The 19,121-nt window shown below is 66.9% G+C and carries 22 protein-coding genes; 8 read left to right on the top strand and 14 right to left on the bottom strand.

Annotated features, from left to right (window positions below):
* From CFR71_RS16855 to CFR71_RS16155, 6 genes are all read right to left on the bottom strand, one after another.
* Positions 1–594: a hypothetical protein gene (locus tag CFR71_RS16855; protein WP_239020320.1), complete on the bottom strand. Its 594-nt coding sequence runs from the start codon at positions 592–594 to the stop codon at positions 1–3.
* A gap of 98 nt (positions 595–692) precedes the next feature.
* Positions 693–1,244 carry a hypothetical protein gene (locus tag CFR71_RS08560; protein WP_110530094.1) on the bottom strand — a complete coding sequence of 184 codons (552 nt, stop codon included), beginning with the start codon at positions 1,242–1,244 and terminating at the stop codon, positions 693–695.
* Between the two features lie 134 nt (positions 1,245–1,378).
* Positions 1,379–1,702 carry a hypothetical protein gene (locus tag CFR71_RS08565; protein WP_133251113.1) on the bottom strand — a complete coding sequence of 108 codons (324 nt, stop codon included), beginning with the start codon at positions 1,700–1,702 and terminating at the stop codon, positions 1,379–1,381.
* A 245-nt stretch (positions 1,703–1,947) separates the two neighbouring features.
* Complete coding sequence (locus tag CFR71_RS08570; RefSeq protein WP_207781353.1) at positions 1,948–2,403, bottom strand: hypothetical protein; 456 nt, start codon at positions 2,401–2,403, stop codon at positions 1,948–1,950.
* A 204-nt stretch (positions 2,404–2,607) separates the two neighbouring features.
* Entirely contained in the window at positions 2,608–3,642 is a 1,035-nt protein-coding gene (locus CFR71_RS08575) for a Gfo/Idh/MocA family protein (protein ID WP_165832061.1), read from the bottom strand.
* Between the two features lie 95 nt (positions 3,643–3,737).
* The gene (locus CFR71_RS16155; protein ID WP_133251114.1) at positions 3,738–3,971 is read right to left on the bottom strand and encodes a hypothetical protein; all 234 of its coding nucleotides are present in this window, start codon (positions 3,969–3,971) and stop codon (positions 3,738–3,740) included.
* Between CFR71_RS16155 and CFR71_RS08580 the strand changes: the two genes are divergently transcribed.
* Positions 3,970–4,383: a hypothetical protein gene (locus CFR71_RS08580; RefSeq protein WP_110530258.1), complete on the top strand. Its 414-nt coding sequence runs from the start codon at positions 3,970–3,972 to the stop codon at positions 4,381–4,383. The genes CFR71_RS16155 and CFR71_RS08580 overlap by 2 nt on opposite strands.
* 33 nt (positions 4,384–4,416) lie before the next feature.
* Here the strand turns inward: CFR71_RS08580 and CFR71_RS08585 are convergent, their stop codons facing one another.
* Positions 4,417–6,057: a phosphoethanolamine transferase gene (locus tag CFR71_RS08585; RefSeq protein ID WP_110530107.1), complete on the bottom strand. Its 1,641-nt coding sequence runs from the start codon at positions 6,055–6,057 to the stop codon at positions 4,417–4,419.
* 447 nt (positions 6,058–6,504) lie between these two features.
* On the opposite strand from CFR71_RS08585, the gene trhO reads away from it, so the two are divergent.
* Positions 6,505–7,515 carry an oxygen-dependent tRNA uridine(34) hydroxylase TrhO gene (gene trhO / locus CFR71_RS08590; RefSeq protein WP_456306463.1) on the top strand — a complete coding sequence of 337 codons (1,011 nt, stop codon included), beginning with the start codon at positions 6,505–6,507 and terminating at the stop codon, positions 7,513–7,515.
* Positions 7,508–8,092, top strand: coding sequence for a GNAT family N-acetyltransferase (locus CFR71_RS08595; RefSeq protein ID WP_110530263.1), 585 nt, complete (start codon positions 7,508–7,510; stop codon positions 8,090–8,092). Before trhO ends, CFR71_RS08595 begins: the two co-directional genes overlap by 8 nt.
* Positions 8,093–8,423: 331 nt before the next feature.
* On the opposite strand, the gene CFR71_RS08600 is transcribed toward CFR71_RS08595, so the two are convergent.
* The 4 genes from CFR71_RS08600 to CFR71_RS16495 all read right to left on the bottom strand — a co-directional run bounded on the left by CFR71_RS08600 (position 8,424) and on the right by CFR71_RS16495 (position 9,990).
* The gene (locus CFR71_RS08600) at positions 8,424–8,621 is read right to left on the bottom strand and encodes a hypothetical protein (protein ID WP_110530111.1); all 198 of its coding nucleotides are present in this window, start codon (positions 8,619–8,621) and stop codon (positions 8,424–8,426) included.
* 162 nt (positions 8,622–8,783) lie between these two features.
* Complete coding sequence (locus CFR71_RS16490) at positions 8,784–8,960, bottom strand: hypothetical protein (protein WP_165832062.1); 177 nt, start codon at positions 8,958–8,960, stop codon at positions 8,784–8,786.
* 219 nt (positions 8,961–9,179) lie between these two features.
* Entirely contained in the window at positions 9,180–9,662 is a 483-nt protein-coding gene (locus CFR71_RS08605; protein WP_110530265.1) for a phosphate-starvation-inducible PsiE family protein, read from the bottom strand.
* A 181-nt stretch (positions 9,663–9,843) separates the two neighbouring features.
* A complete protein-coding gene (locus CFR71_RS16495; protein ID WP_165832063.1) occupies positions 9,844–9,990 on the bottom strand; it encodes a hypothetical protein in 147 nt (48 codons plus the stop codon).
* On the opposite strand from CFR71_RS16495, the gene CFR71_RS08610 reads away from it, so the two are divergent.
* The 4 genes from CFR71_RS08610 to hchA all read left to right on the top strand — a co-directional run bounded on the left by CFR71_RS08610 (position 9,989) and on the right by hchA (position 13,175).
* Positions 9,989–10,771, top strand: coding sequence for a S24 family peptidase (locus CFR71_RS08610; protein WP_110530114.1), 783 nt, complete (start codon positions 9,989–9,991; stop codon positions 10,769–10,771). The two genes, CFR71_RS16495 and CFR71_RS08610, sit on opposite strands and share 2 nt — an antisense overlap.
* Positions 10,772–10,964: 193 nt before the next feature.
* Positions 10,965–11,150 (top strand): hypothetical protein, encoded by a 186-nt coding sequence (locus tag CFR71_RS08615; protein ID WP_110530117.1) that lies wholly within the window; start codon positions 10,965–10,967, stop codon positions 11,148–11,150.
* Between the two features lie 193 nt (positions 11,151–11,343).
* Positions 11,344–12,111: a YoaK family protein gene (locus CFR71_RS08620; RefSeq protein ID WP_110530267.1), complete on the top strand. Its 768-nt coding sequence runs from the start codon at positions 11,344–11,346 to the stop codon at positions 12,109–12,111.
* Between the two features lie 194 nt (positions 12,112–12,305).
* Positions 12,306–13,175 (top strand): glyoxalase III HchA, encoded by an 870-nt coding sequence (gene hchA, locus CFR71_RS08625; RefSeq protein ID WP_110530120.1) that lies wholly within the window; start codon positions 12,306–12,308, stop codon positions 13,173–13,175.
* Between the two features lie 110 nt (positions 13,176–13,285).
* Here the strand turns inward: hchA and CFR71_RS08630 are convergent, their stop codons facing one another.
* From CFR71_RS08630 to CFR71_RS08640, 3 genes are all read right to left on the bottom strand, one after another.
* A complete protein-coding gene (locus CFR71_RS08630; protein WP_110530123.1) occupies positions 13,286–15,706 on the bottom strand; it encodes a hypothetical protein in 2,421 nt (806 codons plus the stop codon).
* Between the two features lie 195 nt (positions 15,707–15,901).
* Positions 15,902–17,122, bottom strand: coding sequence for a DUF3142 domain-containing protein (locus CFR71_RS08635; protein ID WP_110530126.1), 1,221 nt, complete (start codon positions 17,120–17,122; stop codon positions 15,902–15,904).
* Between the two features lie 330 nt (positions 17,123–17,452).
* On the bottom strand, positions 17,453–18,055 hold the full coding sequence (locus CFR71_RS08640; protein ID WP_110530269.1) for a glutathione S-transferase N-terminal domain-containing protein: 603 nt from the start codon (positions 18,053–18,055) through the stop codon (positions 17,453–17,455).
* 539 nt (positions 18,056–18,594) lie between these two features.
* Between CFR71_RS08640 and CFR71_RS16500 the strand changes: the two genes are divergently transcribed.
* A complete protein-coding gene (locus CFR71_RS16500; protein WP_165832064.1) occupies positions 18,595–19,038 on the top strand; it encodes a hypothetical protein in 444 nt (147 codons plus the stop codon).
* Positions 19,039–19,121 lie beyond the last annotated feature (83 nt).

A 19,121-nucleotide genomic window follows, 5' to 3' on the forward strand; every position in this document is an offset into this window, starting at 1 on the left:
TCAGTGGCGGAAGTCCGCGGCACCCGGCAGGTTCGATGCCGGCGTGGTGGTGGTGCCGATCCCGCCCGGATCGTTGATCATCCCGCCCGTGGATGAAGATCCTGTGGACGACGAACCCGCGCCATACGCGCCGCCGCCATACGCACCCGTGCCAGCGCCGGTCCCGTATCCCGTGGTGCCGTATCCGGTGCTGACGCCGGACCCGTAACCGGGAAAGCCCGTGCCGGCCGTGCCTGTGCCCATCGTGCCCGTGCCCGTCGTGCCCGCGCATCCCTTGGCCATCTGGACGCGGTGCAGGGCCTCCATCTTGCCCTTTTCACGCGCCAGCAGTCCCTTGACGTCGCTGCCGGTCATTTCCGACAGCGGCAGCCCCACCATCAGGACGCCCCACGTGTCGGTCTTGTGCGCGCGGTGCTGCTTGTCCGTCAGGGTCTGCAGCACGTCACCTTCCTTCAGCTCTGCCTCGCCCAGCTGCTGGCAGCTTAGGCTGGAATAGGCCGAATCGGGGACATAGGTGGGCTGGACGTCCTTGGGACTGGCGGCGCATCCCGCCAGCAGCGCCATACCGCCAAGCAGCGGGACAAGCTTGTTCATCGGTTTCTCCGTGCATGATGACGGTGTCTTGTCGCATGTCCGGGAAAACGTGGCTATGTAACGGACTGTAACTTTATGTTGCCATGCTGCAAACAATCTCAGTCATCACCGAAATAGTTTTCACATGTTCCTTTACTACACTGGGAATTCAGCAGAACACCGTCCTTGCTCACCAGCCCGGCGTGGTAGGTATAGGTGTGTTGCGTGCCGCCATTGTGCACCGACGGCATGCGGATCGTCAGCGTATCGCCCCGCACGCTGGCGTGCGGGGTGTCGGAACAGGTGCCAAAGAAATTGGTGTGGCGTTCCTTTTTCCCGCTGACCTGCATCACGGAATAGGTCGCCGGACACAGGGAACCGCCGATGCTCTGCACCAGCACGATGTCGCTGTCGCCCATCGGCAGGACCTGCGCCAGCATCAGGCCGCTGTTGCCCGACAGGGTGGGATGGACGACATGCCCGCGCCATGTGATGCGGTCGTTGCGGATGGCGACGGTGCCGAAACGCGTCTGGACCTGGCGCGCCTGCTGCGCATGGGCGGTGCCGACGCCCGGACCCGTCGCGGCCACCAGCCCGAGGGCCAGCATGCCCCCCGCCAGGGATCGCGGGAAAATGCGCGACGGGCGCGCCCTGTGCGGAAAATGCGTCATCGTGGCGAAAGTCCTGTCCGTGCGGCACGCAGGCGTGCCTGCCCTCCCTCATGTCGTTTCGGTCTAATCCCTTTGGCCGCGCGTGGCGAGGGGGCGCGCCATCGCGGCCCCGGCCGGGATACGAAACGGCGGGATCAGGACGCCATGCGGGTGATGGCCTGGCAGTAATACAGGAAGGCAAGGCGCAGCGCGCGGTCATCCTGCCCCTGCGTGATCTTGCGCAGGGTCGCGGCGGTGGCGTCGGTGCCCGCCTTCAGCCGGTCGATCTGCGTGATGTCGGGCATGGTGATGTCGGCGACCGTCAGGTCCTGCCCCGGCTTCGCGGTCGACAGGCGGTAATCGATCAGCGCCTCCGACAGGGCGGTCGGCAGGGCGCGGCCTTCGGCCGGGACCTCGTCATCGGACAGGATGTTGTCCAGCGCCGCAAGGAAGCGCGTGCGGATTTCGGTTGCGTTCATCAGGAATGCCTTTCTTGGGGCGGGGATGGTCGTCCGCCACGCGGCGCGTGCCGCGCGGGCGGTGACAGGGCGATACCACGTCCGGCGGCGCGGGGCGAATTTGCGCATCCCGGGCGGTGGGGAATGGCTGTCGCCAGGGTGGCGTTGTGTCGGGAAAGTGGGGGCAGGACGCCGCCTTTTTGGAAAAAGGCGGCACCCAAAAACTTTTATTCTTTTGGGTCAGTGCATTGTTCTGATGTGGATTTTTACAGGCGGTCGTGCATTTCGCTGCGGATGGCGTTGCATTTGCGCGTCAGCATGCCCGCCTGTGATGCGGTCATGAAATTGATGACGAACGCCCCGATCAGCGAACCGAACGACAGCGCGACCAGCACCTTGCCCAGCGTGGAGATCGGGTCATTGTAATGCTGCGCCGAATACCACAGCAGCACCAGGCTGACGACGGAACCGGCCACCCCCATCACGCCCGTGGATTTGAGGAGGGAGTCCTCCTCATTGCTGAAGGCGGACGCCTCCTTCCACAGCAGGTACATCTTCTGGTCCATCTCGCTGACGCGTTTTACATGCGCGGCCTGCGATTCCTCGTCCTGGTGGCGCGTGGTCTTCTTGTGGCGTTCCAGTTCCTGCTGCGCCTTTTCAAAGACGCGGCGGCGTTCCTTTATCGCGGGCAGGCTGATGTCCACAAAGCTCAGGATCGCCATGTTCAGCCCCGCGGAAAGCTGCACGATTGCCTGGAACTCTCCCCATGTCACCCAAGTCACCTGAATTGCCGTCCATTTCGCCAGTTGGGTCCGCAGTGTCGCACGAATGTCGCACGCGGGGTTATAGAACGGTTTTCCCCCATATGGCAGCACCCGTGATGCAGGGCCTCCATCACGCGGCGTTATGGCTGTGGGCGCGCGGCCTCAGGGAAGGATGCGAAATGACGGGTCGGCGGGGCGGCGCTGTCCCGCCGACAGGATGTCCTCCACCAGGGCGACGGGACGGTAATCGATGTCGGACGCGCCGTCATGGACCAGCCTTTCAAACCGGCTGTAGACGCATTCATATTCATGCGTCCCGCGCAGCGTGACCGCCACCCCGTCCAGCGACAGCCCGCCCCCGCCCTGCGACAGCAGCAGCCTGCGGCCATTGCCCAGGGTCCATGCGATGTCCCAGACCTCAATCCCCCGATGGGTCCAGTCGAATATCCCCTCCATCCCGTCTGGCAGGGACGGCGTGGCCCACCGCACCTGCGCGGTGCAGGGGGTGGCGGCCCCCGCCGGGATGTCCAGCGTGGCGCCGGTCACGAACAGGGGTTCGCCCATGACGGCGCACGCGATCGACAGCGCGTTGATGCCCGCGTCGAACACGCCATGGCCGCCGGGTTTCCAGAACCAGTCCGCGCCCGGATGCCATTTGCGCACGTTTTCGCGCCACGTGACGCGCATGCCCCGCACGCCGCCGGACGCCAGGATCTGCCGCGCCGGGTCGATGGCCGGGGCGCAGGCGGCATGCCATGACGTCATCAGGGTGCGCCCCGCCGCGCACGCCAGCCGGTGCAGGTCCATCGCCTGGGACAGGATGGGGGTGGGCGGTTTTTCCAGCATCACGTGCCACCCGGCCGCCAGCCCCTGCGCCGCCAGCGCGTAATGGGTGGCCGGCGGCGTGCAGATCGCCACCGCGTCCACCGACATGCCCGACCGGATCAGGCTGTCCATCGACGAAAACAGCTTGAGGCCGCCGGTCGCCTCCGCCCACCACGGGACAGGCGTGGGGTTGACCCCGGCCACAAGCTCGAACCCCGCATGGGCGCGGATGACCGGCACATGCTGGGTATGGGCGATCGTCCCGGTGCCGATGATGGCGATGCGGATGGGCGGCGCGGCGCGCGCGGGTGTCGCGGCGGGATTGGCGGAGGGCGGCGGTTGGGGGGAGGGCGGTTGGGGGGATGCGGTCATTGCGGTCGGCTCCCTCATGGCGCGGGCCGGGCTGTGGTCCCGGCCACTGCCATGGTTCCCACCGCATGGTTCCGGCCCACCCCGGGCGGGCAACATCATTGCGACAACGCCCCGCGCTGTCCAGTCGCAACCGCGCGTGCGGCGGGCGCGTCCACGGGTGTGTTCGCCGGGACGGCGCGGGGCGTTGCCGTGGCGGGCGGCGTGGCGGGCATCATGGCGGCGGGGTGGATTTTGGGCTTTTCAATTCCCCCGAACTCCATCACAGTGCGCCGCGCGGCCGGCCCGCGTGGGGCCAGCCGGAATGTGCGTAAAAGGGATGTTGCGGGCATGACGAAAACAGGTGGCGTGGCGGCAGTGCTGTCGGTTGTGGCGGTTTCGCTGATGGCGGGGGCGCATCCCGCCCATGCGGTGTCGGAGGCGATGCTGGATTCCCTGTATATCGACCCGTCGGTTCACCTGCCGGCGGCCAGCCCGGCCTTTCCCGAATATGACATCGACGCCGACTGCAGCAACGAATTCGGCGATGAAATCAAGTACGCCTGCGTTTCGGCGGAAAAGGAAAAGGCCGCCGTCCTGCGCGGCGTGTGGGACGAATACCGCGACGCGGACAAGGTGGCATGCCAGAAGCAGGTCACCACGCAGCGCCATATCCAGCTGTACAAGAACCTTGCCTTCTGCGTGGACCAGCGCCGCTATGACGCCTATGTCCGCACCCATCCGGAGGCCGCGCACCAGCCGTAAGGTGCCGCCCCGCGTAGAACCCCGGCGTGGCGATCAGTCGGGCATGATATGGCACTGCGCCGTGTTGTGGCTGTGGTCGTAATCGACGTTGAGGTTGCCGCCATCGCCATGCACCATCCGGCGCGGGCGCGCCAGCAGGGGCGAGAACACGGATTTCGTCGCATCCGCGTCCGCAAGGTGCAGTCCCGCCGCCTCGGTGATGCTGTCGGGCAGGTTCCACGTCATCAGCGGCGCGTCCAGATGCGCGCGCGCGGTGTCGTACTGCGCCGGGTGGCGGGCGATCCATTGCGGTGACAGCCACATCAGGAACGGCACGGCATAGGACTGTTTCAGGTCGCCATGCTGCGGGTGGCCGGGGGTGCATTCATCCACCCGCACCCCGTGGTCCGCCACGCTGAACAGCATGTTTTCCCCCGGCGCGGCGCGCACCATGTCCGTCACCTGCGCCAGGATATGGTCGCCATAGGCGATGCTGTTGTCATATTCCGACCCGAAATGCGCAAAGGACCGGGGATAGCGGTCGCCCACATATTCGTGGCTGCCAAAGACATGCACGACGATGAAGGTATTGCCCCGCGCGCCCCGTATGGCGTCCGCGACATGGGGGAGGAGGACTTCGTCAAGCTGCGGGCGGCTCATCATCCCGCCGCTGGCGGTGGTATAGATGATGTGCCGTGCCTGTTCGGAATAGGCCCCGATCACGCTGTCATACGGGCCAAGGCGGGGATGGTTGCTGATCCACCACGTGTCGTATCCCGCCGCGTTGAACACCGAAATCAGGTCATGTTCCGTGATGCGCGACGTCAGCACCCGGTCATATTGCGACAGGATGACCGGCACCGCCCCGACGGTATAGTCAAAGGGCGTCACCATGTCGCCAAAGCGCAGCAGCCCGTCCTCGCGCTCCATCTCCGGCGTGTCGGCCACGCCATACCCGAACAGGTGCATGTGGTCGCGCCGCGCGCTTTCGCCAATCACCAGCACCACGACATGCGGCGGGTCGCTTTCGGGCGGGGCCGCGAAACGCACCGGCTGGTGGTTCATCCGCCGTGCCATGTCGGTTACGCGCCGTGTCTCGTGCCGGCCGGCCATGTATCCCGTCGCCAGGTCCCATGGATAGGAATGGTCGTAGTAATCCTCCATCCCGTAAAAGGGGTTGTAGTTGACGGCCCTGTGGAAATCCTCGCGGTTGAACTGCATGACCCGCGCGCCCATCGGCAGCGCCAGCAGCAGCGTGAACCACCGCAGCCAGCCATGGCGGCCCCATCCCCCCGGCAGGACCGGCCCGCGCGGCCGCGACAGGTAGGCCCCGACCCCGCCAAGGCACACCACCGCCCACGCCAGCAGCCACGGCGCGAAGGTATGCAGGTATCCCATGATGACCGGGACGGAGCAGTAGAACAGCACCAGCCACAGCTGCACCCCCGGCAGGTGGCCGGTCAGGTGGACGTAATACAGCGCCATCGGCAGCACCAGCAGCGCCGGCAGCATCGCCGCCACCACCAGCCGCCGCCGCCCCAGCAGCGCCATGAGCAGCATTTCCATCGCGACGCTGCGTGTGATGCCATGCAGCGACAGGACCGAGGGCGAAAGCGCCAGCGCGACGAGGATCCAGAACCCGAAATCCCGATGGCGTGCGTGCGTGAACCTGCGAAGGATGGAGGCGGCTGTCATGGACCCGGCGATGAAGTTTGCCGCAGGACAGCATGTGTCGTCACGGATGCGCAATGGGTATGGGGGGACTGAAACGTTCCGCAATATCGCCCGACCGGCGCGATAATGTCCCGCCGGGGCGTGGCATGCGGGGGTGGGGATGTCGTAACCAACTGATAGAAAAGGAATAAAAGTTTTTGGGTGCCGCCTTTTTTCAAAAAGGCGGCGTTCTTTGAAGCTTTTTGCAAAAAGCTTCACCAAAAACTCTTTTTACATCACGCGCCATGTTTCGCGGGCGCCTGCGCGCATGTCGCCGCTTGGCGATCGCGCCCCGCCCTGATATGGCGGGGGACCGTGCCCCACAGACCGTTCGGATGGTTTTGCCCCGTGACCGACACCGCGCGCGACCCTGCGCCAGCCCTGCCCCACAGCCTTGCGCCCCATGACGCCGCCCTCCATGACACCGCGCTGGACGCGGACCTGCCGGTGCGGATCGCGGCGCTGTACCAGTTCACCCCCATGGCCGATCCCGTGGCCCTGCGCGGCGTGCTGGAACGCGAATGCGTCGCCCATGGCGTGCGCGGGACGCTGCTGCTGGCGGCTGAGGGGATCAACGGCACCATCGCGGGCAGTGATGCGGGCATCGGCCATGTCCTGTCGCATATCCGCGCCCTGCCGGGCTGCGCCGACCTGGATGTCAAGGAAACCCGCGCCGCCAGCCTGCCGTTCCATCGCATGAAGGTACGGCTCAAGCGCGAGATCGTGACGATGGGCGTGCCCGGCATCGACCCCCGCCACGATGCGGGCCATTATGTGGAGGCGGCGCAGTGGAACGACCTGATTTCGGACCCCGATACCATCGTGATCGACACCCGCAATGATTACGAGGTCGCGGTCGGCACCTTTGCCGGGGCGATCAACCCGCGCACCCGGACGTTCCGCGAATTCCCCGACTGGTTCCGCGCCCGCCGCGCGGAACTGCTGTCGCAGGGGCGCGCCCCGAAAATCGCGATGTTCTGCACCGGCGGGATCCGGTGTGAAAAGGCGACCGCCTTTGTCCGGGCCGAAGGGATCGACAACGTGTTCCACCTGCGCGGCGGCATCCTGAAATACCTCGAGACCGTGCCACGGGCGCAGAGCCTGTGGGAGGGCGAGTGCTTCGTCTTTGACCAGCGCGTGACGGTCACCCACGACCTTGAACGCGGCACGCATGAACTGTGCCATGCCTGCCGCATGCCCGTCAGCGTGGCGGACCAGGCATCCCCCCATTACGTGCCGGGCGTCAGCTGTCCCGCCTGCCATGACCGGCGCGACGCGACCCGCCGCGCGCGGTATGCCGAACGCGAACGCCAGACCCGTCTGGCGGCGGCGCGGGGGCAGTCCCACCTGGGCGCGATGCCACGGCGCGATGCCGCCCCGTCGGGCGACGCCCCCGGTCCGGACACGGACGCGGGGAAGGGATGTGGCGGCCATGGCTGAACCCGTCCGCCCCGATGCGCTGGAGGTGGGGGTCATGCTGTCCCCCGTCACGCGCATGGATGCGGACGACCTGATCGCGGGCAACCGCGCCAGCCGGGATTTCCATGCCCCGTGGGTCGCCCCGTTTACCGACCGCGACGGGTTCGACGCATGGTTCCAGCAGGTGGTGACCGGGGCGAATGTCGCGCTGGTGGCCCGCCGCGCCGACGCGCAGGCGGCCGATGGTCCGGGTGATGGCCTAAGCGGGGCGGTGATCGGTGTCCTGACACTCAGCCAGATTACCCATGGCACGTTCTGCAGCGCCTATCTGGGATATTACGCCATGCAGCCGCAGGCGGGGCGGGGCCTGATGACGCAGGCGCTGCGCATGACGGTGCGCCATGCCTTTGACCTGCTGGGCCTGCACCGGCTGGAGGCCAACATCCAGCCCGCCAACCTGCCCTCCATCGCGCTGGTGCGGCGCGTGGGTTTCCGGTGCGAGGGGTTTTCGCCGCGCTACCTGTTCATTGACGGCGCATGGCGCGACCATGAACGCTGGGCCATCCTGTCGGACGACCCGGCCGGCATGGCGGCCTAGGGCGCGCGCCTGTCGCCATGACCGCTCCGTATCTGGAAAGACGGCCTCAAGGATATCCTGAAACCATAAAGGTTTTTTGGTGAAGCTTTTTGCAAAAAGCTTCGAAAGAACATCGCCTTTTTAGATAAAAGGCAACACCCGGAAACTTTTATTATTTTATCGGCAGGGTATTTTCAGGCCACCCCTGCAACGCACGCTGCGCACCCGCGTGGCGCGATGGCGGGACATGGCGACGATATCTTGCAGGATATGGACAGCGGGGTGCGTGGCGGACCACGCCTTGGGGCATCCCCGGCCCACCCCTGAAACGCACGCGATGGCGGGTGGGGCGTTACTGCTTGTCGCGGCCGCCGGTGATGTTGATGATCCCCAGGCCCAGCAGGCCAAGCCCGGCCAGTCCCTCGGCCACCATCCATGCCATCGGGCCGATGCCTTCGGCCGTCATGCCGCGCACCAGCACGCCGATGCTGCCGACCATCAGCAGAAGCGAAAGGATGGTGCCCCATTTTACGATCTTGCCGCGATTCATTGTATTCCTGCCTTACGCCTCCGACGGTCGGCCCGGAAACCGGGCAACCTTGACCACCCTATCACCACGGCGCGGCCCACGTCCAAACCGACCCGCATGCGCAACATGGCGCGCACCCGCGCGGCGCAGTGCTCGGCCCGTGCGGGGCGGGGAAGGCGGCTTTCAGCCCGCGGCAAGCTGATCGGGGGTAAACCATCTGTCATCGCCGGTCTGGTCACTGCGGACGCGCATCTGCCCGTTATCGATGATTTCCACGACCGTGCCGCGCGCGCCCTCCCAATGGGGGTCGGACACCGCATCCTTGCGCACCACGACGACATCCCCGTCCTTGAAAGCCATCCTGTCCCTCTCATCTGTGGTTGATCCGCTGCCCCAAGGAAAGCCGCCCCCCGCCGCCGCGTCAAGAAGGCGTGATCGCATGGCCGTGGCCCGCCCATGGCGGCCCGCGGCAGGGGCGCGCGGCCCGGGTCGGGGTTTCAGCGGCGGTGTCTCCGGCCCTGATGTCCCGGCGGCAGGCGGCAGGCGGCATGCGGCATGCCACCCGCCCGTCAGGTCCCGTCATTCATGCGTCGCGGGGTCGTGGGGGGCGTCCTCGGCCACGGGGGCGGGCTGCGGGCGCACGAGCCAGTAGACGATGCCCAGCGACAGGATGGAGGCCGACAGCGCCAGCATTTCCATGACGTTCACCTCCTTGAGGTCAAGGACGATGAACTTGCGCACTGTCGCCAGCATGCCGATCAGCAGGACGGAGCGCATGCGGATCATGCTGTGTGGCTGCGCATCGGGCAGGACAAGGATCGAATGCCTGAATTCCAGTGCGATCAGCACGGTAAAGAACATGCCGAAGATGCTCTGGATCACTTCGGGGCTGGTGGGGGTCAGCCCGGTGCCCAGCAGCATTTCCCCCACCGCGATCACGACATGGACCAGCGACGTGCCCGCGATGATGATGATCAGCAGCGTCAGCACCAGCATGACGCCTTCCTCGAACAGGTCGAACAGGTGGGAAATCCGGAACAGGCCGGGCAGGCGCGTCATCATCGGGCGCATCCAATCCTTGGAACGGGGTCTGGGACTGTGGGGTGGAAAAAAAGGGGGCTGGGGGTTCAGGGGGGACCGCATGCAGGGGCAGGGGCGCAGGGGCAGGGGCGCAGGGACAGGGGCGCGCCGGCCCATCCTATCACGCCCCCCGCCACCAAGAAAGTTCACCCCCGCCGCCCCGTCATGCCATGCCCGCCCACCGCCCGTCCGGGGTGGCGCGGGTGGCCACGACCCTTGCGAAGGATGCCGCCGGGTGAAAGGATGCGCGCGAAGGTCCCCCACCAAGGATCTGGACATTTCCCGCCCCTGCCGACAAGACATTGCCCATGGCCGTATCCTCATCCCCCCCGCCTTTCCCTGAACAGCAGCCGGTGTCCGCGCGGCTCAAGGCGTTGCGCGAACGCGCGGGATACAGCATCCGCGCGCTGGCGCAGGATCTGGGGATGGGGCACAAATTCTCCAGCTATTCGTTTTACGAACAGAAGCTGAAGAAGGAATACCTGCCGGTCGACCTGGTGCGCCGGCTTGTCCCGCTGCTGTGTGAACGTGGCGACCCGCCGATTACCGCAAGCGAGGTCTGGGCCCTGTCGGGGGTCATTCCCGGCGGGTCGGACCTGAATGACGGCATCGCGCGCGCCGCCCGCGCGCAGGCCCCGCGCCGCAATGCCGACGGGACCATCACCATCAACGAATACGACATCACCCCCCATGCCGGCAGCGGCGCGATCGTGGAGGAAACCGCCAGCGGGTCGGGCGAAGGCCACGCCAGCGTGGCGGCGTGGCACATGCCGCGCGCGTTTGTCGAAAACTATGTCTCCGACCCGTCATCGCTTGCGATCATCCGGGTGTCGGGCAATTCGATGGAGCCCGATTTCATGGCGGGCGACCGGGTGCTGGTGGATACCGCGCACCGCGTGCCCTCGCCCGACGGGGTGTACGTGCTGTGGAACGGGCTGGGCGTCGTGCTGAAACAATTGATGCTGGTGCCGCATTCCAACCCGCCGCGCATCCGCATCATCAGCGTCAACCAGACCTATCCCATGGACGAGGTCAATGCCGAGGACCTGGTCATCAACGGCCGCGTGGTGGGCAAGTGGGTGTGGAAATAGGCGCGCCGCATGCCATGGCGGGGCGGGTTACGGGGCGACCGGCCCCCCGCGCCATGATTTCGGTCAAACATGCGCATGCCCATCCCACCGCACAGTCATGCAGCACGCGCCTATGGCAGCGCGGTGGGATCATCCCCATACTATGACCGACGCCGTGAATGACACGGCACCTTAAGTTGCAAGGATAACGGACATGACCAAAAAAGCCGAGACACAGGGCCCCGACGCCCAGGGCAAGTTCTCCCTCGCGGTCAGCGTGGGCGGCGTGACGACGACGATCGGCGGCTTCTCCTCCAAGATGGAAGGCGAGGATTACGCGGTGTCGTTCCTGCGCCGCATCAAGGAACTGGCAAAGGAAGACGGCCGCACCGTCGCCTGATTGCCTTTTCCGGCATGACGCGAACGGGGTCGGATCCAGTGGGTCCGGCCCCGTTTTTTATTGGCGGTCCTGCCGCGTGCGGATACGCGGGTGCGGCTTTCTGTAAAGTGGATTTGTAAGACGGGGCATTGTGCTGGCCAGGGCGGATATGCACGATGTTTTCGGTCGTGGCTGGCAAAAGCGGGAGGGGCGGGTGCTTGTTCATGAAGCGGAAGAGCGCAACGCCATCATCGACAGGCGCCTTGGCTGCTCTCTGGCGGCCGTTGCCGGTGCGGTGAACGCCGCCGGGTTTCTTGCCGTCGGGTATTATTCGGCCAACATGACCGGAAATGTCTCGGCCCTGGCAGGTGGCCTGCATGAAGGCCGCATGGGAATGGTCCTGTCCTGCTGTGGGCTGGTTGTGGCCTTTGTCGCTGGCGCCGTGCTTTCGGCGCTGCTGGTCAATGCGGGGCGACGTCGCCGCCTGCCGTCGATCTATGCCCGCAGTATCCTGCTGGAGGGCTGCCTGCTCGGGCTTCTGGGGGCGATGGACCTGCTGTTCCCGGTCCAGCCACGCGGCCCGACGCTGGCCTATGGGCTGAGCTTTCTCATGGGGCTGCAGAATGCCACGGTCACGCGCATTTCCGGCGCGCGCGTCCGCACCACCCACATGACGGGAATGCTGACCGATGTCGGGCTGGAACTGGCGGACTGGCTGGATGGGTTCTTTCATCCGGTCAGTCCGGCCCGGCGGGCGGGCACATGCGAGCGGCTGGGCCTTCATGCCGCAATCGTCCTTTCCTTCACGCTGGGCGGCATTGGCGGGGCGTTCCTGTATGGCTGGTGGTCCGGCCTGCTGCTTCTGCTGCTGGCGGGACTTCTGGCCTGTCTTGCCCTGCCGGGGGCGCTGTCGCATCAACAGATGGCGGACCATGAAGCGGCCCCGGTTCCGACCGTGTCCGCCCCCGCAAGGCATCAATGACGTGCAATCCTGCGTTTCATGACCCCGGACCCGCAGGCGATCAGGGCGATCATGAGGGATTTCCCTCATTCATCTCTTCCGCGAAGCAACGTATGGTTCCCTGCATGCCCTGCCGCACTTTCTGATCGAGGAGACGCCGCAAGGTCTGGCCGTAAGCCGGTCGCCCGCGACTGGCTGACAACAGGAGGATACCCATGAATGATGAACAGCCGAGCCGTAAGCCGGTGCCCGACCGGGCCGAGGATAACGCCTTCTTCCCGTCGGAATATTCCCTGACCCAATATACGTCTTCAAGGACCGATTTTGACGGCACCACCTATCCTGAGCCCTATACGGGCGGAAAGTGGAAGATCCTGATGATCGGCACGCAGGAGCGGTATCTGATGATGAAAGACGGCGAGTTCTTCTCGACGGGCAATCATCCGGTCGAAATGCTTCTGCCCATGTATCATCTGGACGCGGCGGGGTTTGAGATCGATATCGCGACCATCTCCGGCGATCCGGTGAAGTTCGAGTGGTGGGCCTTCCCGCATGAAGATGAGGCCGTCAGGTCGATCTACAAGAAATACGAAAAGCAGCTCAAGGCGCCGAAGACGCTTGCCGACGTGATAGGCGAAGGCTTCACCGCCGAAACGCCGTATCTCGGCGTGTTCATTCCGGGTGGTCATGGTGTTCTCAATGGTGTGCCATTCAGCAGACAGGTCGGTGATATCCTGCGTTGGGCACAGACCAACGGGCGCTTCACGATCTCGCTCTGTCATGGACCCGCCAGCCTGCTGGCGACAGCGGTCGATGGTGGCAGGTTCGCATACGAAGGTTATGAGATGTGCGTATTTCCAGACAGTCTGGATACCGGGGCCAATATCGAAATCGGCTACATCCCGGGTCCGCTGGCGTGGCTGGTCGGTGAAAACCTTCGAAAATACAACGTAAAAATCGTCAACACGGGGATCACCGGCCAGGTGCATCGTGATCGTCACCTGCTGACGGGCGATAGCCCGCTGGCGTCGAACAGTCTCGGCAAGCTGGCGGCTGAAGTCCTGCTTGAGGCTGCCAGAAAATAAACCCGCCCACGCGGTCGCGGGCAGATCCCGTTGCCTGCGACCGTGGGATTCTCCAGCATGCTCCCGCTGTATCCGCATGGCGCAAGGTCCGGATATTCCGAACCCATCCCCTATCGCCTCCACTTCCACCACGCGAAGGCCGCGCCAAGGGCCACGGCGCCCGCCCCGCCCGCGAAGGGCAGCCAGCCATGGCGGATGTCGTGGCGGGCCCTGCGCCATGACTGGCGATAGGGGAAATACGCGGCGGCGCGGAAATCGGGGGCGGGGCAGTCCTTCCCGAAATGCCGGGCAAAGGGGACATAGGCCCCCTGCCGGACATACCGCGCGTAAAGGTCGGCCTCATCCCCGCTTTCCCATCCCGCCGCCGTGCACAGGACGGCGGCGAACGCCTGCGAACGCGGCGGCAGCAGGTCGGCGGCGCGCTGTGCCTGCGTGACGGCGATGTTGCGGTAATGGAACCGTTGGTAGGGGACGACCTCGCTGTGCAGGTACCGCCTGCGTTCGCCGTCCTGTATGAACGGCCCCGACAGTGCCTGCGCGGCGCGTTGCCCCGCCGTCTGCGGCAGGGGGGTAAGGTCCGTGCCATCATTCCTGAAACGATAGAGGTACCGCCCGACGCCCCAGTCGTAAGCCCCATCCGTGGCGGCGTAATCGGGGTCCTGTTCGGTGCCCATGATTTCCATGCCGTGGGCGCGCGCGATGTTCGCCGCGTCAAACCATGCGGCGGCGCGGCCGGTGTCGGTCCATGCCGTCCCGACCCGGCGCAGGGCCGCCCCATAGGCCCGCGCCCATGACCGGATGGAGGGTTCGTACTTCCCCGTCCACCGCCCGTTGCCATCAGTGATCGCGGTGGCGTAACGCGGGTCGTCGTCCGCCGGGAAATAGGCGATCGCGCCATCGATGTCGCCCACGCGCACCATCCGCCGCGCCAGCAGCGCGCGTATGGCGTCGGGCATCGTGCGGGGATGGTCCGGCATGTCATCCCCGCTGCCGTCATGGCTGTCGTGGCCGTCGGGCGGGACGGGGGCGGGGATGTGGGCGTCCACGTAATCCTTCAGCTCCGCAATCGTCAGGACCCGTTCCGCGACATAGGCCGCGTCGTTGCTTACCCCGCTGTCGCCATAGGGACCGGCATCGCGCGCCGCGTCGTACAGGAACGCGAACGCCTGCACATACTCCCCGCGCGACAGGGCCACGACGCCCTGTTCCCCCTTCAGGGTATCCACGTTCCCCGGTTCCAGCGTGGCCCCCGGCGTTGCGGCCAGCGTGGGAAAGCCACGGGTCGCGGCGGCATAGAAACCCGCAGCCCCCGCCATGTCGCCGTCGCGGATGGCAAGTTTCGCCCGCACCCAGTCCGAAAGCGGCGTCTCCCCCTGCCGCGCCAGCGTCAGGGCGGTGTCGTAATCCCCGGCGGTATAGGCCAGCGCCGACAGCCGGTCGGCGTCGGGCACATGGACCAGCCCGCGCGCGCGGATGGCATCGGCCAGCATCCGCACCGGCGGGGCGGGCCGCGCCGTGGCCGCCCCGCCATTACCCGCGCCATCCTCCGCGCCGTTATCCCCGCCGTTGCCACCGCCACCGTCTTCGTCCCCCAGCGCCAGCGCATAGGCGACCATCAGCCGCCGGGCCAGCGGGTCGTCAACCAGCATCGCGACGCGGCCGGGATCGCGCAGCGCCCACCGCGCGATCAGGCGCAGGGAATCGACCCCGGTGGAGCCTGCCTCCGTCACGGACGCCTCGGCCGCCTGCCGCGCGTACAGGTGGATGGCCTGCAGCAGGTCGGCGGGCGCGATCGCGGCGGTGGGGAGGTCGTCCCTGTCAAAGTCCCGCCATGCAAGGGGGCGGGTGAACAGCCGCGCCTGCTCCCCCCACGACGCAAGGGCCAGCCCGTCCGGGTCGGGGTCGCCCTGCGCGGCAAGGGCGCGGACGCGCGTGAACATCGCAATGGCCGCGTCACGTTCGCGCGGCCAGCCATCGGGCGGCAGGGAAAGCCCCCGCTGCGCATGGATTTTCCCCAGCATGAAGGCCGCCTTTACCGCGCGGGGGGCCGCCTGCGCCGGGGGCAGGGCCAGCACGGCGGCAAATGCCTGCGCCCCGGCGTCGCCCGCGGCATCTTCGCCCGTGCCGGAGTCCGCCGTGCCCGGGGCCGCCGTACCGGGGGCCGCCGCACTGGGGGCCGCCGGGGCGGAGGTCGCGGCACGGGCGGCGCGATAGGCCGCAGCCCCCCGGGCATAAAGCCGGCCGGCGGGCGTGTTCCCCAGCCCGTCATCCTGCGGGGACGCGTCGCCCGGCGCAGGGTCCGGCGTGATGGCGGCGGCGTCCGCCGGGGAAGGGTCCGTGTCGCGGCGGGGATTGTCCGGGGGCAGCAGGCGCGATGCCTCGTAACCGAACGACCCGGCCGGCAGGGTTCTGAGCGTATGCGCCCGGTCGTCGAGCAGCTGCGTCGGAAATGCCGGGCCACAGGCATGGACCACCGCCATCCCTGCTGCGGCCAGCACCGGCAGGGCGATGAACGGAATGGCTTTTGCCACGGCGGCATGAGGTATCCTTGCCAACGGATCGCCTTTCAGCAGGAGGGGGAAGAAGGAAGGCCGGGGAACATGTCCGCCACAGGGATATCGGCCACAGGGATGTACGCCAGAGGGATATGCGCCAGAGGAATGTCCGCCGAGGGATATCGACCGGGGGGATGCCGGCCGGGGGGACGGCGATCAGGGGAACACCGCTCAGGGGCCCGCATGGACATCCGGCCCCTGCCCGTCGCAGCGCGCCCATCCCGCCAGAAGCGGGACGCCCGGCGCCAGCAGCATCCGTTCCCGCCGGTGCAGCCACGGGCCACGGGCATCATATTCCAGCCCGTAGCCGCCGCGTCCCCCCGCGCCCCGGCACGCCCCGTCCACGCGGATCGTCCCCGGCGGGGCGGCGTCGATGTCGCCGGTGTTTTCCACCACGATGTCATACAGCCCCGGCGCGTCCCGCAGCACCCGCGTCTGCATCGCGTATGTCAGCGGGCGATGCGCCATGACGGCGCGCCATGTGCCGGGGCTCCACGCGCGACGGTCATCGCCGGTCGGCAGGCGGAACCAGACCCATCCCGCGAACCCGCGCGGCGGCGTGTCCTGCGTCGCCGTCATGAAACGGGCGACATCGGCGGGGTCGGCCACCAGTTCGTCATGGCCGGGCGTGTCGCCCATCATGGCCGGCGTCTCGCTCTCGACCGCGCCGATCCCGCCATCCGCCCCCCAGATCACGCGCGATCCATAGGCAGGCAGCGCGACATGCCACGGCCGGGGGGACAGGCGGGCGAACTGCGCCATCCACCGCATCGCGCGCGCGGCATTGAACAGGCCAAGGCGCGGGTCCTGTACCGCATGGACCTGCAGCACGACCTCGTCCGCGCGGGACAGCACGTCCGGCAGCTCCGGGGCGTCCATCCATGTCGGCAGCGCGGTGATCCATAGCGCGTGGCGTCCCCCCATCGCCTGGCGCAGCCGGTCGAGGAACCGGCCATAATCCGCAAGGCGCGACGTGGCGCAGTCATGGTCGATTTCCACGCCCGCCACCTGCCATCCCTGTCGCGTCCATGCCTCCACCCGCGTCGCGACATGGCGCGCCAGCACGTCCGCGTCCACGTCCGCAAGCCGCCCGTCCATGCGGAACACCGCGACCACCGGCCGTTGCGGCGACGGCAGCGGCCCGTCCGCGACCCGGCTGTCGCGCCACTGTCCCGTCCGGTCCAGTTCCGCCGCAAGGACATGCCACGCACGCACCCCCGCGGCACTGTCGCCGATGGCGCGGGTGACGGCGGGCGTCCACTGGCGCTGCCAGACATAGGCATCCTGCGCCCAGCCATCGTGTTGCCCGCCGTCCCGCGCCGCCGCGCCGTCCGGACGGGCGGGGACGGCCGCATATCGCGCGACGCACGCCAGCACCGGCACCGCCGCCACCGCGAAAAGCCATGGATGTTTCGGCCTGTATTTCCCCTGTCCGATCTTCCCGCTCTCCCCTGCCGGCCGGTTTCAACAAGACTGTCGGTGGCATCGTGTCATGATCGGGTAAAGTTTTTAAGACTGTCTGAAAACGACCTGCTGGCAGGCAATGACAGGCGTTGGCTTTGTTTCAGGAATGTGGCGTTTTTCAAAGCTTTTTGAAAAAAGCGTCACCAAAAACTTTCATGGTTTCAGGCGGTGCCCTGGTGGTGGGGGGTCATGAAAGAATGCCGCCTTTTCCGAAGAAAAGGCGGCATCCGGGCACTTTTGTCAGTTCTGGCGTGGGGGTCAGGCCAGCCCTTCCTCCTTCAGCGCCTTCTGCGCCGCCGGGCGGGCAAAGACCCGCTCACGCAGGGCGCAGGCGCGGGGATAGGCGGAAATGTCCACCTTCAGCGGCGTTGTCCAGCTCAGGATCACGGCCATCAGCGCGTCCGCCTGCGTAAAGCCCACCGGCAGCATGTGGTCGCGCGCGTTCAGCATCGCCTCCACCTGCGTCATGCGGCGCGTGACAAGGCCAAGCTGGCGTTCGCGCACCACGTCGGGCACGTCAGGCGCGAACAGCGGGCCGATCGCGCCATGCACGTCCTCGCAAAAGCCCAGAGCCTCCAGCAGGCGGAAGAATTCCACGGAATCCGGCGCGGGGCGAAAGGCCGCGACGTCGGATTTCCGCCCGATATAGGTCAGGACCGCCACGTTCTGCGTCAGGACCTGGCCCGGCGAAATCTCCAGCGCGGGAACGGCGCCGCGCGGGTTGATTTTCAGGTAATCGTGGCCGTTCGCGGTTTTCTTGGTCTTCAGGTCCACCCGCTCCAGATGGTGGGGCAGGCCCGTTTCGTTCAGGATGATGTGCGAGGCAAGCGAACATGCCCCCGGCGTGTAGAAGAGCTTCATTGCAGCAACCTTTTCCTGTACGGTTCGGGACAGCGGCCCGCCGTCCCGTCGGGCGAAAGGGTGGCACACGCCCGCCGCCCTGGGAAGCACCCGCGCGCGTGCCGCCGCGAAGCGTGATGGGACGGGCGCGCGGCGCGATGTTCGTGAAACCGCCGCGCGGGGCAGGCAATATCGCAAACGCGCCCCGCGTTCCCACGCCGCGCCCGATACGCCCCACGCATCCCAGCCCCCCGCCATGTCGCGGCCTGTCCCGGGGAAATGCGATCCGGGGAAATGCGATCCGGGCGATGCGACATGGCGGGGATGGCCGGCCGGGGCGCGCGGATGCAACCGGCGCGGCGGGACCGCGCCGGCGGGAGCGAACAGAACCCGCGCGGGATGCGGCCGTTGCATGCGACGTGCGGTGGTGGCGCGCGTCGGGACGGGGCGGACCTTCGCGCCGTGCAATGCCATGCGATGGTCACGTCCATGCCTTGTTCCGATCCCCATTCTGTCGGATGATTACAGTGATACGGGACGGACAGCAGAAAGATATTGATATGAATCCCATTAAACTTGTGCCGGTTCTGGCAGTTGCTGGCACGCTGTGCGCCTGTGCCGGACCGGGTGGTCCTTATGGATACGGGGACGGTTATTACGGCGGTTACGATAATTACAGCGGCTATGGCGCCTATGGCGGCAGCTATTACAGCGGCGATTATTATGGCGGTTACCCCTATTACGTCTATGGCGGCGGCGGACGCGACAGGCGCGGTGGCCGCGATGGCCGCGACCATCGCGGCGGTCCGGGTGGGCCCGGTGGCTTTGGCGGGGGCGACCATCACGGCGGTCCGGGCGGACCCGGCGGCGGACCGGGCGGCGGCCACGGTGGTGGCGGATTTGGCGGTGGTGGCCATGGCGGTGGCGGCGGCGGTGGCCACGGTGGGGGTGGCGGCGGCCATGGTGGTGGCGGTGGCGGCCACGGCGGCGGCGGACACCGCTGATCCCGCGCGACGGCCTGTGCCTTGCCCGCCGCACCTTTCCCGCAGGGGACGCGGCGGGCCTTCATCCCGACTTTACCCCCGGT

The sequence above is a fragment of the Novacetimonas pomaceti genome (genome assembly GCF_003207955.1).
GTDB classification, from domain to species: domain Bacteria; phylum Pseudomonadota; class Alphaproteobacteria; order Acetobacterales; family Acetobacteraceae; genus Novacetimonas; species Novacetimonas pomaceti.

What these genes read in the sequence shown, in the direction of transcription:
- CFR71_RS16855 (WP_239020320.1), bottom strand. Translation starts at nt 594, where the DNA reads ATGAACAAGCTTGTCCCGCTGCTTGGCGGTATGGCGCTGCTGGCGGGA.
- CFR71_RS08560 (WP_110530094.1), bottom strand. Translation starts at nt 1,244, where the DNA reads ATGACGCATTTTCCGCACAGGGCGCGCCCGTCGCGCATTTTCCCGCGA.
- CFR71_RS08565 (WP_133251113.1), bottom strand. Translation starts at nt 1,702, where the DNA reads ATGAACGCAACCGAAATCCGCACGCGCTTCCTTGCGGCGCTGGACAAC.
- CFR71_RS08570 (WP_207781353.1), bottom strand. Translation starts at nt 2,403, where the DNA reads ATGGCGATCCTGAGCTTTGTGGACATCAGCCTGCCCGCGATAAAGGAA.
- CFR71_RS08575 (WP_165832061.1), bottom strand. Translation starts at nt 3,642, where the DNA reads ATGACCGCATCCCCCCAACCGCCCTCCCCCCAACCGCCGCCCTCCGCC.
- CFR71_RS08580 (WP_110530258.1), top strand. Translation starts at nt 3,970, where the DNA reads ATGACGAAAACAGGTGGCGTGGCGGCAGTGCTGTCGGTTGTGGCGGTT.
- CFR71_RS16155 (WP_133251114.1), bottom strand. Translation starts at nt 3,971, where the DNA reads ATGCCCGCAACATCCCTTTTACGCACATTCCGGCTGGCCCCACGCGGG.
- CFR71_RS08585 (WP_110530107.1), bottom strand. Translation starts at nt 6,057, where the DNA reads ATGACAGCCGCCTCCATCCTTCGCAGGTTCACGCACGCACGCCATCGG.
- CFR71_RS08595 (WP_110530263.1), top strand. Translation starts at nt 7,508, where the DNA reads ATGGCTGAACCCGTCCGCCCCGATGCGCTGGAGGTGGGGGTCATGCTG.
- CFR71_RS08600 (WP_110530111.1), bottom strand. Translation starts at nt 8,621, where the DNA reads ATGAATCGCGGCAAGATCGTAAAATGGGGCACCATCCTTTCGCTTCTG.
- CFR71_RS16490 (WP_165832062.1), bottom strand. Translation starts at nt 8,960, where the DNA reads ATGGCTTTCAAGGACGGGGATGTCGTCGTGGTGCGCAAGGATGCGGTG.
- CFR71_RS08605 (WP_110530265.1), bottom strand. Translation starts at nt 9,662, where the DNA reads ATGATGACGCGCCTGCCCGGCCTGTTCCGGATTTCCCACCTGTTCGAC.
- CFR71_RS08610 (WP_110530114.1), top strand. Translation starts at nt 9,989, where the DNA reads ATGGCCGTATCCTCATCCCCCCCGCCTTTCCCTGAACAGCAGCCGGTG.
- CFR71_RS16495 (WP_165832063.1), bottom strand. Translation starts at nt 9,990, where the DNA reads ATGGGCAATGTCTTGTCGGCAGGGGCGGGAAATGTCCAGATCCTTGGT.
- CFR71_RS08615 (WP_110530117.1), top strand. Translation starts at nt 10,965, where the DNA reads ATGACCAAAAAAGCCGAGACACAGGGCCCCGACGCCCAGGGCAAGTTC.
- hchA (WP_110530120.1), top strand. Translation starts at nt 12,306, where the DNA reads ATGAATGATGAACAGCCGAGCCGTAAGCCGGTGCCCGACCGGGCCGAG.
- CFR71_RS08640 (WP_110530269.1), bottom strand. Translation starts at nt 18,055, where the DNA reads ATGAAGCTCTTCTACACGCCGGGGGCATGTTCGCTTGCCTCGCACATC.
- CFR71_RS16500 (WP_165832064.1), top strand. Translation starts at nt 18,595, where the DNA reads ATGAATCCCATTAAACTTGTGCCGGTTCTGGCAGTTGCTGGCACGCTG.